The organism is Oribacterium sp. WCC10, assembly GCF_900113415.1.
GTDB lineage: Bacteria > Bacillota > Clostridia > Lachnospirales > Lachnospiraceae > Oribacterium.
Genome location: NZ_FOPH01000003.1, coordinates 242,617 through 259,519 on the forward strand (window position 1 = coordinate 242,617; position 16,903 = coordinate 259,519).

19 protein-coding genes are annotated in these 16,903 nt (G+C 41.6%); 5 read left to right on the forward strand and 14 right to left on the reverse strand.

From position 1 onward, the window contains the following. The 6 genes from BM294_RS03690 to BM294_RS03715 all read right to left on the reverse strand — a co-directional run bounded on the left by BM294_RS03690 (nucleotide 1) and on the right by BM294_RS03715 (nucleotide 5,998). Nucleotides 1–1,227, reverse strand: coding sequence for an aspartate aminotransferase family protein (locus BM294_RS03690; RefSeq protein WP_091205002.1), 1,227 nt, complete (start codon nucleotides 1,225–1,227; stop codon nucleotides 1–3). Between the two features lie 132 nt (nucleotides 1,228–1,359). Then, a complete protein-coding gene (locus BM294_RS03695; RefSeq protein ID WP_091205004.1) occupies nucleotides 1,360–2,046 on the reverse strand; it encodes a cytidylate kinase-like family protein in 687 nt (228 codons plus the stop codon). Nucleotides 2,047–2,163: 117 nt separating this feature from the next. Further along, a complete protein-coding gene (locus BM294_RS03700; protein WP_091205006.1) occupies nucleotides 2,164–2,904 on the reverse strand; it encodes an amino acid ABC transporter ATP-binding protein in 741 nt (246 codons plus the stop codon). A 12-nt stretch (nucleotides 2,905–2,916) separates the two neighbouring features. Then, nucleotides 2,917–3,687 carry an amino acid ABC transporter permease gene (locus BM294_RS03705; RefSeq protein ID WP_242944411.1) on the reverse strand — a complete coding sequence of 257 codons (771 nt, stop codon included), beginning with the start codon at nucleotides 3,685–3,687 and terminating at the stop codon, nucleotides 2,917–2,919. 24 nt (nucleotides 3,688–3,711) lie between these two features. Then, nucleotides 3,712–4,647, reverse strand: coding sequence for a transporter substrate-binding domain-containing protein (locus BM294_RS03710; RefSeq protein ID WP_091205008.1), 936 nt, complete (start codon nucleotides 4,645–4,647; stop codon nucleotides 3,712–3,714). A gap of 154 nt (nucleotides 4,648–4,801) precedes the next feature. Then, nucleotides 4,802–5,998, reverse strand: a complete 1,197-nt coding sequence (locus BM294_RS03715) for a helix-turn-helix domain-containing protein (RefSeq protein ID WP_091205010.1) — start codon at nucleotides 5,996–5,998, stop codon at nucleotides 4,802–4,804. 456 nt (nucleotides 5,999–6,454) lie between these two features. On the opposite strand from BM294_RS03715, the gene BM294_RS03720 reads away from it, so the two are divergent. The 5 genes from BM294_RS03720 to BM294_RS03740 all read left to right on the forward strand — a co-directional run bounded on the left by BM294_RS03720 (nucleotide 6,455) and on the right by BM294_RS03740 (nucleotide 10,153). Next, nucleotides 6,455–7,156: an XRE family transcriptional regulator gene (locus tag BM294_RS03720; protein WP_091205012.1), complete on the forward strand. Its 702-nt coding sequence runs from the start codon at nucleotides 6,455–6,457 to the stop codon at nucleotides 7,154–7,156. Nucleotides 7,157–7,352: 196 nt separating this feature from the next. Further along, on the forward strand, nucleotides 7,353–7,979 hold the full coding sequence (locus BM294_RS03725; protein WP_091205013.1) for an SOS response-associated peptidase: 627 nt from the start codon (nucleotides 7,353–7,355) through the stop codon (nucleotides 7,977–7,979). Nucleotides 7,980–8,130: 151 nt separating this feature from the next. Next, nucleotides 8,131–8,451, forward strand: a complete 321-nt coding sequence (locus BM294_RS03730; RefSeq protein ID WP_091205015.1) for a hypothetical protein — start codon at nucleotides 8,131–8,133, stop codon at nucleotides 8,449–8,451. 4 nt (nucleotides 8,452–8,455) lie between these two features. Further along, nucleotides 8,456–9,859 (forward strand): Y-family DNA polymerase, encoded by a 1,404-nt coding sequence (locus tag BM294_RS03735; RefSeq protein ID WP_091205016.1) that lies wholly within the window; start codon nucleotides 8,456–8,458, stop codon nucleotides 9,857–9,859. Between the two features lie 36 nt (nucleotides 9,860–9,895). Next, on the forward strand, nucleotides 9,896–10,153 hold the full coding sequence (locus BM294_RS03740) for a hypothetical protein (RefSeq protein ID WP_091205018.1): 258 nt from the start codon (nucleotides 9,896–9,898) through the stop codon (nucleotides 10,151–10,153). A 107-nt stretch (nucleotides 10,154–10,260) separates the two neighbouring features. Here the strand turns inward: BM294_RS03740 and BM294_RS03745 are convergent, their stop codons facing one another. From BM294_RS03745 to BM294_RS03785, 8 genes are all read right to left on the reverse strand, one after another. Continuing rightward, nucleotides 10,261–10,656 carry a hypothetical protein gene (locus tag BM294_RS03745; protein WP_091205020.1) on the reverse strand — a complete coding sequence of 132 codons (396 nt, stop codon included), beginning with the start codon at nucleotides 10,654–10,656 and terminating at the stop codon, nucleotides 10,261–10,263. Nucleotides 10,657–10,734: 78 nt separating this feature from the next. Next, nucleotides 10,735–11,505, reverse strand: a complete 771-nt coding sequence (locus tag BM294_RS03750) for a hypothetical protein (protein ID WP_091205021.1) — start codon at nucleotides 11,503–11,505, stop codon at nucleotides 10,735–10,737. Between the two features lie 147 nt (nucleotides 11,506–11,652). After that, a complete protein-coding gene (locus tag BM294_RS15785) occupies nucleotides 11,653–11,823 on the reverse strand; it encodes a hypothetical protein (protein WP_175494478.1) in 171 nt (56 codons plus the stop codon). Between the two features lie 9 nt (nucleotides 11,824–11,832). Next, nucleotides 11,833–12,243 (reverse strand): peptide deformylase, encoded by a 411-nt coding sequence (locus BM294_RS03755; RefSeq protein ID WP_091205023.1) that lies wholly within the window; start codon nucleotides 12,241–12,243, stop codon nucleotides 11,833–11,835. Between the two features lie 150 nt (nucleotides 12,244–12,393). After that, a complete protein-coding gene (gene yaaA / locus BM294_RS03760; protein ID WP_091205025.1) occupies nucleotides 12,394–13,140 on the reverse strand; it encodes a peroxide stress protein YaaA in 747 nt (248 codons plus the stop codon). A gap of 480 nt (nucleotides 13,141–13,620) precedes the next feature. After that, nucleotides 13,621–14,097, reverse strand: coding sequence for a pyridoxamine 5'-phosphate oxidase family protein (locus tag BM294_RS03770; RefSeq protein ID WP_091205027.1), 477 nt, complete (start codon nucleotides 14,095–14,097; stop codon nucleotides 13,621–13,623). A 532-nt stretch (nucleotides 14,098–14,629) separates the two neighbouring features. Then, nucleotides 14,630–15,805, reverse strand: a complete 1,176-nt coding sequence (locus tag BM294_RS03780; RefSeq protein ID WP_091205029.1) for an IS91 family transposase — start codon at nucleotides 15,803–15,805, stop codon at nucleotides 14,630–14,632. Next, a complete protein-coding gene (locus BM294_RS03785; protein ID WP_091205030.1) occupies nucleotides 15,802–16,650 on the reverse strand; it encodes a tyrosine-type recombinase/integrase in 849 nt (282 codons plus the stop codon). The genes BM294_RS03780 and BM294_RS03785 overlap by 4 nt, the downstream gene beginning before the upstream one ends. Nucleotides 16,651–16,903 lie beyond the last annotated feature (253 nt).

Genomic DNA, 16,903 nt, shown 5'->3' on the forward strand with positions numbered 1-16,903 from the left:
TTATGCCGCCTCCTCAACGATACTCATTACCGCCTCGCTGATGATTCGTGCAGCCATATCACAGTCCTTCTCATCGATGATAAGTGGAGGTACCATTCTGATAATGCTGCTGCCGATAGCCGTAACCAGAAGATGTCTGTGGAGACAACCGTGCTTTACATCTACCGCATTTACGTTTTCATCAAATTCAACACCTACAAGTAATCCCTGATGACGAACTGCCTTTACATGTGGTATCTTCTCAAGTTTCTCAGCAAAGTAATCTCCCATCTTTGCGGCATTACCTGCAAGATCTCTTTCAAGAAGCTCGTTTACTTCGGCAAGGGCAGCGGCACAGCATACCGGATGTCCGCCAAAAGTAGTACCATGAGAGCCTTCTGTAAATGCCTTAGCAACCTCCTTTGTGGCACAGATTGCGCCTATAGGCATTCCGCCTCCCAAAGCTTTGGCCATGGAAACGATATCAGGCTTGATACCATAATGCATATAGCTCATCACTTCACCAGTTCTGCACCAGCCTGTCTGAACCTCATCAAGAAGCAGCAGCATTCCCTTCTCATCACAGAACTTTCTGAGCCCTACAAGGAATTCCCTTGTTGCAGGATGTACTCCGCCTTCGCCCTGAACAGGTTCTACCATGATTGCAATTGTGTTTTCCGTGCATGCATCCTTGAAAGCCTGAAGGTCATTATACGGGGCATAAGAAAAGCCATAGGTCATGGGACCGAATCCTATCTGACAGCCGTTTCCAGGCTGGCCTGTTGCAGACATGGCACCGAAGGTTCTTCCATGGAATCCCATTTTTGCAGTTACGATATGATATCTGTTGGGGCCATACTTCTCTATACCGTACTTTCTTGCCATCTTGATCATGGCCTCATTTGCTTCGGTTCCGGAATTCTGATAAAAAATCTTATCCATTCCGATGGTCTCACAAACCTTCTTAGCAAGAAGAGCCTGTGGAATAGTATACGGATAGTTAAAGGTCTGCATCAGTGTCTTTGCCTGCTGCACAACCGCATCAACAACTCTCTCATTACAGTTTCCGGCTGAATTTACCGCTATGCCTGCATAAAAGTCCAGATATCTCTCACCATTCTCATCATACAGATACTGTTCCTTACCTGTTTCTGCAAGAAAATCATATCTCTCAAATGTAGATATCATGTACTTATCTGCCATTTCCTTAATTTCTTTTGATGTATATCCTGTATCTGCCAGTTTCATAGCCTTCTTCTCCTTTTTTAATATAGTAATGTCCGGTCATTATCAGACCTCTTAGGACTATGCGTTACCGGGAACATCAGTCCGTTTGAATTCTCTTAACGAAGGGCTGCACCACGTTCCTTATAAATATTTTTATTGAACAAGCTTAAGTTTTACATCTTTATGTTTTGTTTTTCGTATCCGATCTTCTGTGATGATTCCTTTTATAATGAGATACTGCTCTATAAGTGATACACAGTTATCAACCCCTATTCGCTCACTGTTCAGCGTCATATCGTAATTTACGGGATTCGTCCAGTAATTACCGTGCGTATAATACTTATAGTAATCTGCTCTGTACTTATCTGTTTTTTCTATGGTGGCATGTGCAACCTCTTCAGTGACGCCCATGTTTTCCATAGTCCTATCTACACAGTATGAACGTGGAGCCTCTATATAGACGCTTACTACATTGTCCCTGCCCCTCAGAACATAGTCGGCACATTTACCGACGATCACACAGGATTCGGTATCCGCCAGATTCCTTATGATTTTGCTCTGGTACTCAAAAAGTCTGTCATCGGATACAAAATTTTCATTTCTGGCTATATAGCTCTTTGATCTCGGAAGTCCTTTAAGGAAACTTGAAAAGCCATTGGATTTACTGAGCTTTTCATTCACCTCCTGAAACAATTTTTCATCAAGTCCGCTCATCTGACTTGCCAGAGTGAGAATTCTGTTCTCGTAGCAGTTGATACCCAGCTCTTTTGCAAGTGTCGATGCTATAACTTTTCCTCCGCTTCCAAATCCTCTTGCGAAGGTCACTACAAATTTATCCATATCTATCTCCATTCCACCTTGCTTCAGTTGAAGGCATAAACATTGAAAATGTACTTTCTATTTTCTATAAGTGAATCAGAGGCATCTGATTCACAGTACCGGTGTACATTTTTTGTTTTACCCTGCAAGATATCGTGACAGGAATTCTCTGGTCCTTTCATTTTTCGGATTCTTGAAAAGTATTTCCGGAGTCGCATCCTCTGCAACGTATCCGTTATCCATGAAAATGGTTCTTGTAGAAACATCTCTTGCAAAAGCCATCTCGTGGGTTACGATAATCATGGTAAGACCTGTGGTTGCCAGTTCCTTCATGACAGTCAGAACTTCACCCACCATTTCAGGATCAAGAGCTGATGTTGGTTCGTCAAAAAGAAGAATCTCCGGATTCATGCAAAGTGCTCTGGCTATTGCAACTCTCTGTTTCTGACCTCCTGAAAGCATGGAGGGCTTTGCATTTATATAAGGAGCCATTCCAACTTCCTTCAGATGTGTGATTGCTCTGTCAAATGCCTCTTTTTTTGAGAGATGAAGAACCTTTCTTGTGCACAACATGCAGTTACCGAGAACCGTCATGTTATTAAAGAGGTTAAAGGACTGAAATACCATTCCCACCTTTGAGCGGTAATCATTGATATGACTCTGCACATCTGTGATCTCCTTGTCATGATAGAGAATTTTTCCTCTGGTCTGCTTTTCAAGTTTGTTAATACATCTTAGAAGGGTCGATTTTCCGGAACCGGAAGAACCTACTATACAGATCACTTCGCCCTTTTTTATGTCAATGTCTATCTTCCTTAAAACTTCGTGCTTACCAAAGCTTTTTCCGAGATCCTGTATAGAAAGAATTGTTTCACTCATAGTCTTGTCTCCTTACTGATTATCCATGTACTCAACTGCCAATGCATAGTCCTCACTGCCCTGCATGCTCTTTTCTATAAAGATAAAAAGCTTGTTGAAAACGAAGCACAATACAAAGTAGATAAGAGCTATAACAAGATAGGATTCGAAATACTTGTAGTAGTTCCCTCCGGCAGTCTTGGCTGCCATAAACAACTCCTGCACGGCTATAACATTAAGCACTGAGGTCATCTTCAGGTTTGTAAGGAATGTATTTGCCATCTCCGGAATGATATTTTTAAACGCCTGAGGAAGCACTACATAAATCATTGTTTTCATAGGAGACATCCCCATGGCAAAGGCGCCTTCTCGCTGACCTATGTCTATGGAACCGATTCCCGCTCTTACGGTCTCAGCCATGTAGGCTCCCGTATTAAGTACTGTGACAAAAATACCTGCGAAAACCGGTGTCATCTCAACATTTGCCTGCCTGAGACCATAATAGATGATCATCGCCTGTACTATCATCGGAGTATCTCTGAATATTTCCACGTATGCACCGCACACTGTCTTTAGAATTCCTGTTATGAACTTCTTTAATGCATTATCACCGGAATTCACTTTCATATCCTGAATTACACCTATCAGATATCCGAGCAAAAATCCTGCCAGAGTTCCGATGACAGCTGTATACAGTGTAAGGTAGGTTCCCCGTAGAAACATTTCCGAATACTTATTTGCAAGGAACCATGTCCACTCAAGGGAATTGGTTGGATCCGTCTGAGAAAACAAATTCATAATCATAGCGCTACCTCTTCATACATTTCTTTAGTTTGCAGCAGGCTGCTGTGTGAGAACCTTTTCCATAAGCTTATCCATCTTTTCCTTATCGTTCCAGCCGATGGCATCCATTGCGCCCTGAAGCTTCCCGCAGAGTTCAGTGTCATCCTTTCTTGTGGCGATACAGACATTGACCATTTCTTCATCCCCGGTAAATGTATCATTCTCATCAAATCTGATCATCTTGAGGTCATCATTGGTAAGAATAGCCGATTCTGCAGTAGGCACATCTACGATAAATACATCAGCCACTCCGTTTGAAACTGCCATAAAGCACTCGGAGGTGGTTTCGAAATTGGTACCTGTCACAGCACCCTCTACCTGATCAAGAAGAGGAATCCATCCGCATCCAAGCTGAGTTGTCAAAACACATCCTGTACCGTTGAGTTCGGAAAGTCCTTTGACATCGGAATAAGGTCCGTCCTTCTTTACCACGATACAGTTATCTCTGTAATAGTATGGTTCAGTGAAGTTGTATGCCTTCTGTCTTTCAGCCGTTCTTCCCATTCCGGCTATGATACAGTCGTAATCACCCGCATCCATTGAGATACCTATAGATGACCATTCAACCTTGTGTATCTCAAGATCCATATCAAGCTCATCTGCCAGCATCTGTGCAATGGCTACATCATATCCGTATGCATAATAGCTTGAATCATAAATCGGAACCGCCTTACTTCCATCCGGAGTCGAATCGGCATCCTGTGTCCAGTTAAACGGTGCGTATGCACATTCCATACCAACTCTCAGAACAGGTTTTTCTGATGCATTTTCCGATGCGGTATCTGATGTTTCCGCTTCAGTAGATGTCTCAGCTGAAGTTGTATTCTGAGCTGAACCTTCCGGTACACTTGATCCACAGCCTGTAAGGGATGCCGCAAACATCAGTCCTGCCAAAACAGTCATTGCCAATCGTCTCTTCATAATTTATCTCCTCCTTAAAATTAAACAGGCGCCGTTGGAAGTTCTTCACTTCTACGGCGCCCTTGCTGTTAGTAAATATGATATTCAAATCGGACTATAGTCTCAATGTGCACAATGCACAGTCATATTTTTGTTATTTGCACAATCAGCTTTATCACAGAAACATCAGTCTCTTGACCAGAATACAGTTCACAAGATCCAGATATCTGACATAATCATCCAGCTCCAGTTCCAAAAGCTCCTGAATCTTGTTAAGTCTGTACTGCAATGAATTTCTGTGAACAAAAAGCTCTTTTGCGGTATTTGCAGAGTTGAATCCATTCATGTAATATGCCAGCAATGTATCTACCAGAAATGTGCCATTAGCGTGATCATATTCTTCAAGTTTCTCAAGATTCTTATTGCAGTAATCAAGTATTTCATTTTGATTTCCTGCATTGAACATAAACTTGTATATTCCCATGTCACTGGCACTTAAGACTTTTTTATGTTTTGGATTCGGAAGCATATCTATCTTGGGAATCAGACTTTTAGCCTGCTGATAACTGAGACCATAATCTTTGGGATAGAGATATGGGGCTCCAAGAATGCAGGTTCCTGAAATTTTGTCCCGGAAGCTTTCATTTGAGTCAATACGTCTCAATAATTTCTCCAGCTCATGTTCTGTTTTTTTATCGCTTCTTGCCTCAAACAGAAGAACAAACTTATTCAAAAAACGCATGAACATAGGTCTTCCTTCCATTCTTGTCACTTCCCGGCTAAGCACATTTCCATAGTACTCATAAGTGTGCTCATCCTGTTCATGATTGATTCCGTACTTCCTGTCAACAATGATTATTCCAACACGGTATGGTTTTGAAAAATCAAGTCCGAACTGACCTGTGATCTTTTCGATATATTTATCGCTTATGTCATATCCGAAAAGAAGATTGTACAGGAAATCACTCTCCCTTTTGTTCTGCACCCCGGTTTCAGTGATCAGTTTTCCGACACTCTGATCTATATCAACAAAGCTGGCACCTTCCCATCTTACATAAAAAAGCGGAAGTGACAGTTCTTCCGCCATGTTTTTTACTTTATCAGACAGTTCTTCCCTGTCATCCATAATAGAAATACCGAAACCCGAAATGCCAAGAGTGTTCAGTTCCGCCATAACCTCAGGAATATCCTCAGGAAAATACCTTATATAGTCAATTACAAGCAAAGCGAAATTACCTCTGTTCATATGCTCATCAAAGGGCTTTGTCTGAACAAGATAGGTCCATGAAACAATACGGTCAAGCCCACCGGATCCTGACACAAGTTCCACTCCGTCAAGTTTCAGATTCAATATATCTCTGCAAGTTACCATCATTTCTCCCCATACATCATATTACCGGATTTATCTGAACTTCATTTGAATCCCACAACAGAAATAAAAAAAGAGTAGCAGAAAAAAGCCTGTTAAACGCCTTTGTCTGCTGCTCCTCATGCACTTGTCAAAAAACTCAAATCATCCGAATCAATGTTCAAACGACCTGAGTTTTTCATTAACATGTATTTTTGCACAGTCTCAATTGATTGTAAACAATAGTTCCTGCTTTAATTCATATCAGTTTTACATATCAGAGATAAACTCTTTGATGTACATAAACATCTACATGATTCAATTAAAAACGTGGTTTAATTCTATTTTACGTTCAGCTTTTTATGTATTTTGTGATTATTTCCATCATGGATTGATACCCTGATTAAATCATGATATATTCAATTATAAAACAGAGTCATTAAACCAGTTACAGTAATATGAACAGAAACGAGGAATGCCATGAACATCGGACAGGTCATTGCACAACACAGAAAAAAGAAAGGGTTATCTCAGATAGATTTATCTAAAGAACTCCTGAAATATGATATCCATGTAGGCAATGCCGCCGTAAGTTCATGGGAAAAAGGTACGAACACTCCGACTGCAATCCAGCTCCTGGCTCTGTGCCGGATTCTTGAGATCCATGATATCTACACAGAATTCATCGGAGAAAATCCCATCGATCCATTCAGGCACCTTAATGATGATGGAGTCTTAAAAGCATATGAATATATCGAACTCCTGGAAGGTTCAGAAAAATATGGAAAGAAATCGGCAGAGATACTTCCAATCGAAGGTCGTAAGATGAAGATTGCCCTTACATCAGCCTCCGCCGGTACAGGTAATTTCCTTGATGATGAGAACTTTGAAGAGCTGGAGTTTTATGACCCGGTTCCAAAGAAAGCCTCCTTCGGCGTATACCTCGATGGTGACAGCATGGAACCGGAATTCAAAAATGAACAGCTTATATGGATAGAGCAGACAGACTCTCTCGAGTCCGGTGATTTAGGACTGTTCTTCATGGACGGACTTACCTATTTTAAAAAATTTGTCAAAAAGAAATCCGGCATATTCCTTGTATCCTTAAACGCAAAGTATAAGCCAATCCCTGTCAGTGAATACAGCACATTCAAGATATTCGGAAAACTCGCGGTTAAATAATCCATTATAGCGATATGAGTGTCATAATCGACATCGGATCGTTCCCGGAGGAGTACGAGTTGGAACACCTGACAGTTGAAAATCGCTTCGCGGACTCCGGTGCTATATGACAGGTTTCTTTGGAACCTGTCACACGAAACTTACGACTATCCCACATTAATCTATCCCACTTTCACAAGAAATCCGAGGAACCACCATGTGTACAAGATATGCCATAGAAAAGGATCTTCCCGAAATAAAAGGAATCATAGATGCAGTATCGAGATCACGTCTTACACAGAAATTTATAGATACCCACGCAAGACCACTGATAACCCATGGTGAAGTTCGTCCTACAGATATAGTCCCTGTTATCGCTCCTGACTCTAAAGGATCAAGAGCAGTATTTCCCATGCAATGGGGTTTTACCGCCAGAGATAATAAAAGAACATTATTCAATGCAAGAGTTGAAACAGCCGGTCAAAAGCCCACCTTTAAAGAAGCCTGGCTTTCCCACAGATGTATAATCCCGGCTTCATACTACTATGAGTGGGAACACTTCAAAAGTCCCGATGGAAAAGTAAAAACCGGTGATAAATTCGCCATTCAGCCTGAAGGACTTACCATGACATGGCTGTGCGGACTTTATCGTATCGAAGATGGATATCCGGTCTTTGTTATACTAACCAAAGAGCCAACACCGGAACTTGCCGTGATCCATGACCGGATGCCTCTCATGTTGCCTGAGAACAAAATAGACGAATGGATCTGTCCGGGATCAGATCCCAACGAGATAATCAAAAATTCCTTGTCTAAAATGATAATTGAAAAATCCAGTGAATAAACAATGTTTTCCCATTTGGTTTAGCGAGTGTAATCTATGTTAAATTGATTTTAACTTTATTAATATATTATTTTCCATTTTTGATTGATATTCCATTCGAGTCATGCTATATTCCTTTATATAGAACATATGTACTGATGGAGACGATCGCATGGACTATTCAATCATTGCCGTGGACTTTGACGGCACCCTCTGTTACAGCAACTGGCCTGAATTAGGTGAACCGAACATACCGCTTATAAAATATCTTAAGTCTCAGCGTGAATCAGGAAATAAACTCATACTATGGACATGCCGTGCCGGTGAAGCCCTGGAAAAAGCGGTGGCATGGTGCAAAGAACAGCATCTTGAATTTGATGCCATCAATGACAATCTTCCTGAAATCATAGAAATGTACGGCAACAACTCCCGTAAGATCACCTGCGACTACTACATCGACGATAAAGCTCTGTTACCGGACGCCTTAAACTGAAGTCATGGAAACGAAACATACCTATATCGCCATCGATATGAAGAGCTTCTACGCATCAGTGGAATGTGTCGCCAGGGGATATGATCCGCTTAAAGCCAATCTCCTCGTGGCGGATGAGAGCCGGTCAGACCAGACCATATGTCTGGCTGTATCACCGGCACTTAAAGCTATAGGCGTACCCAGCAGACCTCGACTCTTTGAAGCAAAGCAGGCCATCAGGAAATATGAGATGCTTCACCACACCCGTGTACTTTATACCAGCGCTGTGCCACGCATGGCAGAATATGAAAAGATCTCAGCACAAATCTATGGTATCTACCTGAAGTATGCCGCAGCTGAAGATATACACGTGTACAGCATTGATGAAAGCTTCATCGACTGTACCCCGTATCTTCACTTATATAAGAGAGCTTCAGAAGAATTAGGAAACTCTCCCGCACATACCATGGCCATGACCATAATAAGAGATATTCTTACTAGCACCGGTATCACTGCAACTGTAGGTATCGGAACGAATCTGTATCTTGCAAAAGTCGCCATGGATATAGTAGCGAAGAAAACTCCTGCCGACAAAAACGGGGTTCGTATAGCTGAACTGAACGAAGATTCTTACAAGTATCTTCTGTGGGATCACAGACCTCTTACAGATTTCTGGCAGATAGGTCATGGTAAAGCAGGAAGACTGGAAAAAAATCATATGTTCACCATGGGTGATATAGCAGAACGATCACAATGGGATGAAGAATGGTTCTACAAAACCTTTGGAATCGATGCCGAGATCCTCATCGACCATGCCTGGGGGATAGAGCCTGTCACCATGTATGACATAAAGCATTATAAAAGCGACAGCCACTCTCTTTCCAACGGACAGGTACTGCCTCGTCCATATAAATACGACGAGGCCTGTGTTGTACTTATGGAAATGATAGATATACTGTGCTGCGACATGTACAGAAAGAACCTCGTATCATCCAAATTCACCTGGTGGATCAGCTATGACTACAAGAGTCTTGAATATTTCCCATATTATGACGGAAGACTCTCTGTTGACTGGTATGGAAGACTTCACCCTGCTCACTCAAACGGTACTGTAAACTTATCAACTGCTACCAATGTTTCAAAACTCATCACCGAACCTATCATGCAGGATGTAAGGAAAAAGAGCGACCACAGGATACTGTTCCGAAGACTTGGAGTATGCGCTTGTGACGTTAAAAGTGATAGTGGCATGTACCAGATGGATCTCTTCACAGATTATGAAACCTTGAACAAAGAGCGGCAGATCCATGCAGCACTTCTCGATGTCAGAACAAAATACGGAGCGAACGCCATGCTGAAAGGCTTGAATCTTTTAGACGGAGCTACCACTATAGAACGAAATAACCAGATCGGAGGACATAAAGCATAAGTTCCTCCGGTCTATAAAGCAACCGGAGGAACCACTATGAATAACGATATCAATTTCTCTTTAACACGATCCTCTTTCAGATATCAGAGCGTCTACGATAAAGGAAAACCGATACATAACCCCACTGACAGTTTTTCCCTTAAGCACCCTTCCATGGATCTCGGCAGACGGGCAAAGATCTTCAGTCCTTTTGATGCCCTGAGAGGCTTTAACGGAGAACTGTATAAAACCGAGATGGATGTCATAAATGATTTTTCAAATAACGGATATGAACCTATCGAAGAATTCCCATGATTGAAATATGTCATTGTTTCATTTCATCTTCATAAAATCTCTTAAAAAAGGAAACACACACTTAATATGCTTTCATCCATAGTTCCAGGCAGCCCCGCATCTTCTTATCAAGACTTGTTTTCCCGTTCTTCCCGCTTTTTACGTCGTTGAGCCCGATTGTCTTTTTCCGACTCAAATATTTCCACTGCCGCATCCGTCAATTCAGACGGCCAAATCTTTCCACTGGAAACTACATTCGCCCAAGGGCACAGTTTCTCATAGTCTTCATCTAATACAACAGTATACGGCGGACCGCAACGATCATTAACATCCATATAAAGATGTCGAGCATCCTTAATTAAGTGATATGAATCCTCATCACTCATACCATCACGCAGTGCATCATACATCTCTGCCGTAATCTCATACAGATGATAGTACCCGCATCCACCACGTTCTAAGGTATATAGATTTCTTTCCTCATCATAGCAGGCTTTCCAACCTGTTCCCTCTTTGAAATGCATTTTCGACTTACCTCTAACTGAAATGTTTAATGACGTGAGTGTCAAAAGTATTTGCCACTCATCGATGATGCGCGGCATTTAATTAACGTGCAATGAAAAAAGTGCGAATACCAACAACCAGCTTCCTATAATGATACCTATAACCAGCTTAACTCCCACATCCGGTCTGAGATCATAGAATTCCATTTTCCCAAAACCGATCAAAGACAACAGCGCTCCAATTATGATCAGAATCAATGGAAGCAGTATTGCACACAAAAGAAGGAATATAGCTCCTGCGAAAAAGGCATCCAATCGTAAAAAATCACTAATCATTGAGCTATTCAAAAAACCTGTTAACAAAAATATGCCTACGAATAAAAAGAGAATTCCGGCGATGCGGAACTGACGTCCTTCCTCCCAGTCTAAGCGACTGTGATTCCATATCCCCGGACGATATTCAAAACCGTGATCCTTCAGATAATGTTCAATAATAGAAAGAAGCTTATCCTCATCAAATCCGATATTCGCCCAATCTTTATGATCTACTCTATTCCTCCAACGCAAATTCTTAGGTGTAGAGAGCGAAAAAACTGTTCTTGTCTCCGTGGTCATATGTGGCTTATAAGTATCCCTGTAAAGCCAAGTCTTGCCACCACAAAACGTTTTGTCTCGTCTAAGTACATAAGTCACAGAAAAAGAACTGATTTCTCTGTTGTCAGATCCTTCCTGTATTTGCTGAGACTTCCAGGCGGCAACAATTTTATTTTTTCGAATTGTAACAACAAAGGGATATTCATATGAGTTTAGATCTCTTTGCATCGAATCTTTAAATTCTTCAAAATCTTTACTATTAATTCTTTTCTTCATGTATCACTTCGCACGTTATAACAATTTTGAATTATTTTTACAGGTACACGAAACGACAAACTGTGATTTTCTCATCCAACAAAGCCCAGCGTTGTTCCCATAAACAGAATGATTATACTCCACAAAGCACCTCTTTCAAACCCGGAATCAATCTTCTTCAGCCGCCTCATACGCTGAATCATAGTCCAGACCTTCAGCCTCCATGTACTCTTCAGCCAAATCCTCAATATCATCTTCCCTGCTATTTCTTTTTGAATCACCAGTCTTTTTCTTAGTACCCGAAGATGAATATCCACCGTTATTTGACCTTTCCTCCATATTATGCCATTAAATCAATTCCCCACTAAAATGCTGAATCTCATGCTGGATGATCTGCGCAGTGAAATCCGTATACTTACCGTGTTGTTTCCGGAAATTCTGATCCAGGTAATCCACCTCAATCTCCTTGTAACGGGTACATGCTCTAACCCCATCCAAAGACAAGCATCCCTCTTCTGTCTCGTACTTACCTGTCTTCTTGGTGATTACCGGATTTATCATCGGTACAGAAAATGGTCCGATTGCCACAACAATAATCTGCTTCTTCACCCCGATCATATTTGCCGCCATACCTACGCACCTGGCACGATTTGCTTCTAATGTATCTATAAGATCCTGAACCACCTGCTTGTCAGCTTCAGTAGCCGGTACTGATTTCTGCTGAAGGAACATTGGATCTCTAACTATCTGTTTTACCATATTATCTCCTTGCTCATAATCAACTATGGAACAAACTATGATAGGAATGTTCAAAATTTATAGTATAGTTCTTTGTGTCATTCCAACTTCTTCGAGCCTGAAAACTGTATATACATTACTTTATCACCTGCTTTCAAAAGTATCTTTCTTTTACTTTGTTTTTTCAAATACCAGTTCCTTCTTGGAGGAAAGGTCCTCCCTAAATACATATCCCAAGCGGTCAAAGTTTATTATATCCTTGGGGTCTTCTATCCTGCTCTCTGCCATGAACCTTACCATTTCACCTCTTGCCATCTTTGCATATGTACCTTTTGTCACAAGCTTTCCATTTACAGTCTCGCAAAAAGTTACAGTTATGAATGTGTCATCCGGTTTTAGATACTTCTCAATGCACTTTGAATATTCCTTTGAGGCGAGATTGATGATAATTCCGGTTCCGTCACATACATCATCATACAATCTATGCCCCCATAGTTCATACAGATCTTTATGACCATCTATACCTATCTTTGCCTGCATCTCAAGCCTATATGGAGTCACACCGTCCAAAGGTTTAAGAACGCCATAGAATCCTGAAAGAATCCTGAGGTGTTCCTGCACATAATCAATACTGCTCTTTTCAAATACTGCAGGTGCCATATACTGATAAGCCAGACCTTCATATGAAATAATTGCCGGAGTTAAGCCGTTGCGTAAATCCATATCTCTGATACGTTCATAATTCAGCTCAGCTATCTTCTCATTACACCCCCATATTTTTTGGAGCTCTAACAGAGTATGCTCACGTAGCCAAGAGAGAATATCCTCAGTCTGTTCCAGAAAAACCGGAAGATCTTTGTAGTCCAGTTTATCTGTATCAATATTCATTTTTTTTGCAGGAGATAAAATAATTCTCATATTTAAAAAAGTAATTTATCAAACAAACCATAATTTTCCAGGGATAGATACCTCATCGCAAGTCACTGACCCCTTTAAGAAATTTCCGCTTATTGTAACAGGGTTAATTTGTTTGTCAAGCATATTAATATAACAAAAAACAGATCAGTGATTTTCACCAATCTTCAATCGTTGCAGTTCTAACAACCATTTCATTGCCTATCAGGGACTTTCCGAAAAAGAGATAACCACACTCAAAGACCTGAAAAAAAGAACTGTTGAAAATATCAAAACCTTTCTTAGGGCGAACGGGTGAGATTGCTGATCCCAGCAAAAACGGGAGCACTATATCTATAAGTATTTTGCTCCCATAACTGCAATTATTATGATCTGCAAGATCATTATGACAGGGATACCGTATCTGAAATACCAATGTCTGGTTTTATGATGAAAGAAGTGCATTCCTAGTCGTCGGTGATTTAGAGGATTTTTTTGTATTATTTATGACTCGTTCACAAGCTTTCCTGTCATATGCTCTGGCACAAGCTCAATGCACTGAACATTACGGAAAGAATTTTTAATCTCCTTCTCCAAATACGTCTGATCATCAGTAAACTTCTTAGTAAGCTCTGAACAGATCTTAAGAGCTACCTTTTCATCATCTACCAAATGGATTCTGCCAAAGGTTATTACACTTGTAATATTCAACGCCCAATCACCTTCCTTGCGGAAACCATCGTTATAAACACAATAACTGGCCTTATCACAGGCTTTGATAGCATCAATCTTATGTCCGGTCTTTGCACCATGAAAATAAAGCTTGCCATCTTCTTCGCAATAGTAATGATTAATTGGCATTCCATATGGATAGCCATCATCACCGATTACAGATAAAACTCCTCGCTTAGTACTTTTTAAAATATCAATACACTCAGTCTCTGACACCTGCTGTTTAAATCTACGCATTTTTCTAAACATTTTTACCCCCTCAATCCTTCGCTAAAATCTCAAGACCTGAAATCCCAATTACAATCAGAATAACACATATCCCTTGTGGAACTGACAGCTTTTCGTGAAAAAGAAATACGCCATTCCTTCACCTGCTAAGACCTAACGGTAAAGAAATGACGCAAATCCCACTACTCGGTAGCAATGGGCGTCTGTTTGATTTAATTGTTATGATGATAACTAATTTTATTGACTTAGTCAATCTATTCTATTAAAGAGTGCGACAACTCGTTAAGGAAAGAATCGAAGATGGTGCAAACGAAAAAGCAGCATGCGCTTTTCGATAACTGCCCTTTCGTTTGCATCAATTTCGATTTTTCCTGGTTGAACAAAGCGCGTCCGGGTTGCCTGTATATATGGACTTTCAATCAGACCGCTTTTGCTCAGAGTGTAGCATGGATTCTCTGATAAATGTACTGTTTTGTACAAGAAAACCACGATGATCGCATCAGAAATAAGCCTTTAAAAGGCTTCACATAGATCCGTATTCTGTTTCAAAGTATCAGCAGAGCAGATGCGGCTCTGGCCGGAACAAAGACGGATCAGCACCTATTGGAATGATCCTTCCGCCACAGGATGAACATTTACAGACATCCTTGTTATAGAGAAGCCGGATGATCGCCGGGGCATCCAGATCCTTCAGTCGGGACAGATACTTTTTGCAGCCAAGAAGGTTCCTGCACAGAGTAATCTTACGATTCTTGTTGCGTGAAGACAGAAGCCCATAGTGACGTATCCGGACAAACCTCTTGGGCGGGACATGCATCAGGAAGCGGCGGATGAATTCTTCACCGGTGATGGTGACTTCTTTCCATTGTCCCTGGTTTTTGTAGTCTTTGGCAGTAAAGGTAACCGTGCTGTCCGTCATGCTTTTAATACGGTAGTTGCTGATCGCGATCCGGTGGGTATACTTCCCAAGATATTTGATAACGGACTCTGCGCCATCAAACGGTTTCTTGCAGTAAGGGATCCACTCTTTTTTATAACAGGAGTCCAGCAGTTCCTTGAACGCATAGTGGTTTTTGAAGCATTCCGCCTTGCCATAAAATTCAAGCTTTCCATCTTCCCAAAGGTTCTTCAGTTCCGCAAGATACTTTCCGCGGAAAAGGCGTGAAACGACCCGGATGGGAAGAAAGAAATCTTCCCCGTTGTCTTTCCAATGGTTTTGGGGATCAAGACCACCGCCAAGGACAACGGCATGGATGTGGGGATGGAAGTTCATTTCACTCCCCCAAGTATGGAGAATGCAGATATACCCGATGTCTGCACCGAGATATTTGATGTCGGAAGCCAGTTCCCGCAGTGTATCGGAAGATGCGTGATACAGAGCATCATACAGAAGTTTCTGATTGCTGTAGATGACTGGATTCAATTCCTCCGGAACAGTGAAGACTACATGGAAGTATGGCGCTTCCAGTACATCTTCCCGACGGGCGTCCACCCATTTTTCCTTCGGGAACTCCTGGCACATGGGACAGCACCGGTCGCGGCAGGAATTATAGTGGACGGAAATACAGCCGCATTCTTCACACACACTTACGTTGACGCCAAAAGCACCTGTTTTGCAGTTCCTGATGTGATAAGCTGCTTTTCGCTGAGCCGCGGAGAGTTCATGAGTTTTCGTGTACTCAGGATAAAAGCGATTGAACACATCCTGAATTGTACAGGCGGCGCTCATGCTTCACCGCCTTTATGCAGGTCATAAGGACTGCGGATTCCAAGAAGGCTCTTGTTGCTGACATGGATATAGACTTCTGTCGATTTTGGATCCACATGTCCAAGCAATGCCTGGATGTATTTAATGTCAACACCATCCTCAAACAGATGGCTGGCAAAGCTGTGGCGGCAGCAATGACTGGTTACATGTTTTGTAATACCGGCTCTTTCTGCACTTTTCTTGAAATACTGATTGATGCTGTTCTTGTCAAGATAAGTTCCGGTCCATGAGCTTGGGAAAAGAATGTCTCTGGGCTTGCCACACTTAAACCAGTATTCGGTCAGTAAATCAAGGTTGCGATCAGAAAGAATCGTATATCGGTCCCGTCGGCTCTTGCTTTCGCGGACATGAATGGTTCTGTTAGCTCGGGATATATCGTCATAATGAAGATGTACGACTTCAGACACTCTCAGGCCGGAAGAATACATGGTGGCAATAATCGCTTTGTGTTTAAGGTTGGGCGTATGATCAATAATGCTCTGTATTTCATCCCTTGAAAGAACAGTAGGCAATGAGCGGTCAAGCTTCATCCTGGGAATGTCTTCATCGTCCCAATTCATCTTAAGAATTCGCTTATAGAAAAAACGGATAGATGAGTAATAGTGGTTATAGGTTTGCGGTGCCAGTCCACCTAGCCGCTTTTCTGTCAGGAATGCATCAACATCATCCGTCTTTAGGGCAGAGACATCTTTATTTACAGTGCGCAGGAAGTAGTCTACGGAATTGCAGTAAGCGTTGATAGTATTTTCTTTTAAGTTCCGCTTTTTCGCTTCGTTGCGGATCTGGGTAAAAATATCTTCGTACATAAAAACCTCCTTGATAGTATTGCCTGCAGATACAACTACCTATCAGGAGGTGCGTTGGCATCATAATTCCGATTGCGGAAGACGCCTGTAAATGCTATTGTTTTCATAGGCAGTGGGGCTTTCCGTATTCAGTTGTTTGGTGTGGTAACTTAACAATACCGAATTACGAAAAGAACTTCCACTGCTTTTTATTTGTCAATAAAGTAAAACTGCGCCACAGCCCTGGCAGGCCATCGCGCAGCGATTTTGTTCA

Coding starts and splice junctions, on each gene's coding strand:
- yaaA (WP_091205025.1), bottom strand. CDS start 13,140: ATGAGAATTATTTTATCTCCTGCAAAAAAAATGAATATTGATACAGAT.
- BM294_RS03785 (WP_091205030.1), bottom strand. CDS start 16,650: ATGTACGAAGATATTTTTACCCAGATCCGCAACGAAGCGAAAAAGCGG.
- BM294_RS03715 (WP_091205010.1), bottom strand. CDS start 5,998: ATGGTAACTTGCAGAGATATATTGAATCTGAAACTTGACGGAGTGGAA.
- BM294_RS03725 (WP_091205013.1), top strand. CDS start 7,353: ATGTGTACAAGATATGCCATAGAAAAGGATCTTCCCGAAATAAAAGGA.
- BM294_RS03710 (WP_091205008.1), bottom strand. CDS start 4,647: ATGAAGAGACGATTGGCAATGACTGTTTTGGCAGGACTGATGTTTGCG.
- BM294_RS03780 (WP_091205029.1), bottom strand. CDS start 15,805: ATGAGCGCCGCCTGTACAATTCAGGATGTGTTCAATCGCTTTTATCCT.
- BM294_RS03735 (WP_091205016.1), top strand. CDS start 8,456: ATGGAAACGAAACATACCTATATCGCCATCGATATGAAGAGCTTCTAC.
- BM294_RS03740 (WP_091205018.1), top strand. CDS start 9,896: ATGAATAACGATATCAATTTCTCTTTAACACGATCCTCTTTCAGATAT.
- BM294_RS03770 (WP_091205027.1), bottom strand. CDS start 14,097: ATGTTTAGAAAAATGCGTAGATTTAAACAGCAGGTGTCAGAGACTGAG.
- BM294_RS03690 (WP_091205002.1), bottom strand. CDS start 1,227: ATGAAACTGGCAGATACAGGATATACATCAAAAGAAATTAAGGAAATG.
- BM294_RS03705 (WP_242944411.1), bottom strand. CDS start 3,687: ATGATTATGAATTTGTTTTCTCAGACGGATCCAACCAATTCCCTTGAG.
- BM294_RS03720 (WP_091205012.1), top strand. CDS start 6,455: ATGAACATCGGACAGGTCATTGCACAACACAGAAAAAAGAAAGGGTTA.
- BM294_RS03750 (WP_091205021.1), bottom strand. CDS start 11,505: ATGAAGAAAAGAATTAATAGTAAAGATTTTGAAGAATTTAAAGATTCG.
- BM294_RS03730 (WP_091205015.1), top strand. CDS start 8,131: ATGGACTATTCAATCATTGCCGTGGACTTTGACGGCACCCTCTGTTAC.
- BM294_RS03755 (WP_091205023.1), bottom strand. CDS start 12,243: ATGGTAAAACAGATAGTTAGAGATCCAATGTTCCTTCAGCAGAAATCA.
- BM294_RS03700 (WP_091205006.1), bottom strand. CDS start 2,904: ATGAGTGAAACAATTCTTTCTATACAGGATCTCGGAAAAAGCTTTGGT.
- BM294_RS03695 (WP_091205004.1), bottom strand. CDS start 2,046: ATGGATAAATTTGTAGTGACCTTCGCAAGAGGATTTGGAAGCGGAGGA.
- BM294_RS03745 (WP_091205020.1), bottom strand. CDS start 10,656: ATGCATTTCAAAGAGGGAACAGGTTGGAAAGCCTGCTATGATGAGGAA.
- BM294_RS15785 (WP_175494478.1), bottom strand. CDS start 11,823: ATGGAGGAAAGGTCAAATAACGGTGGATATTCATCTTCGGGTACTAAG.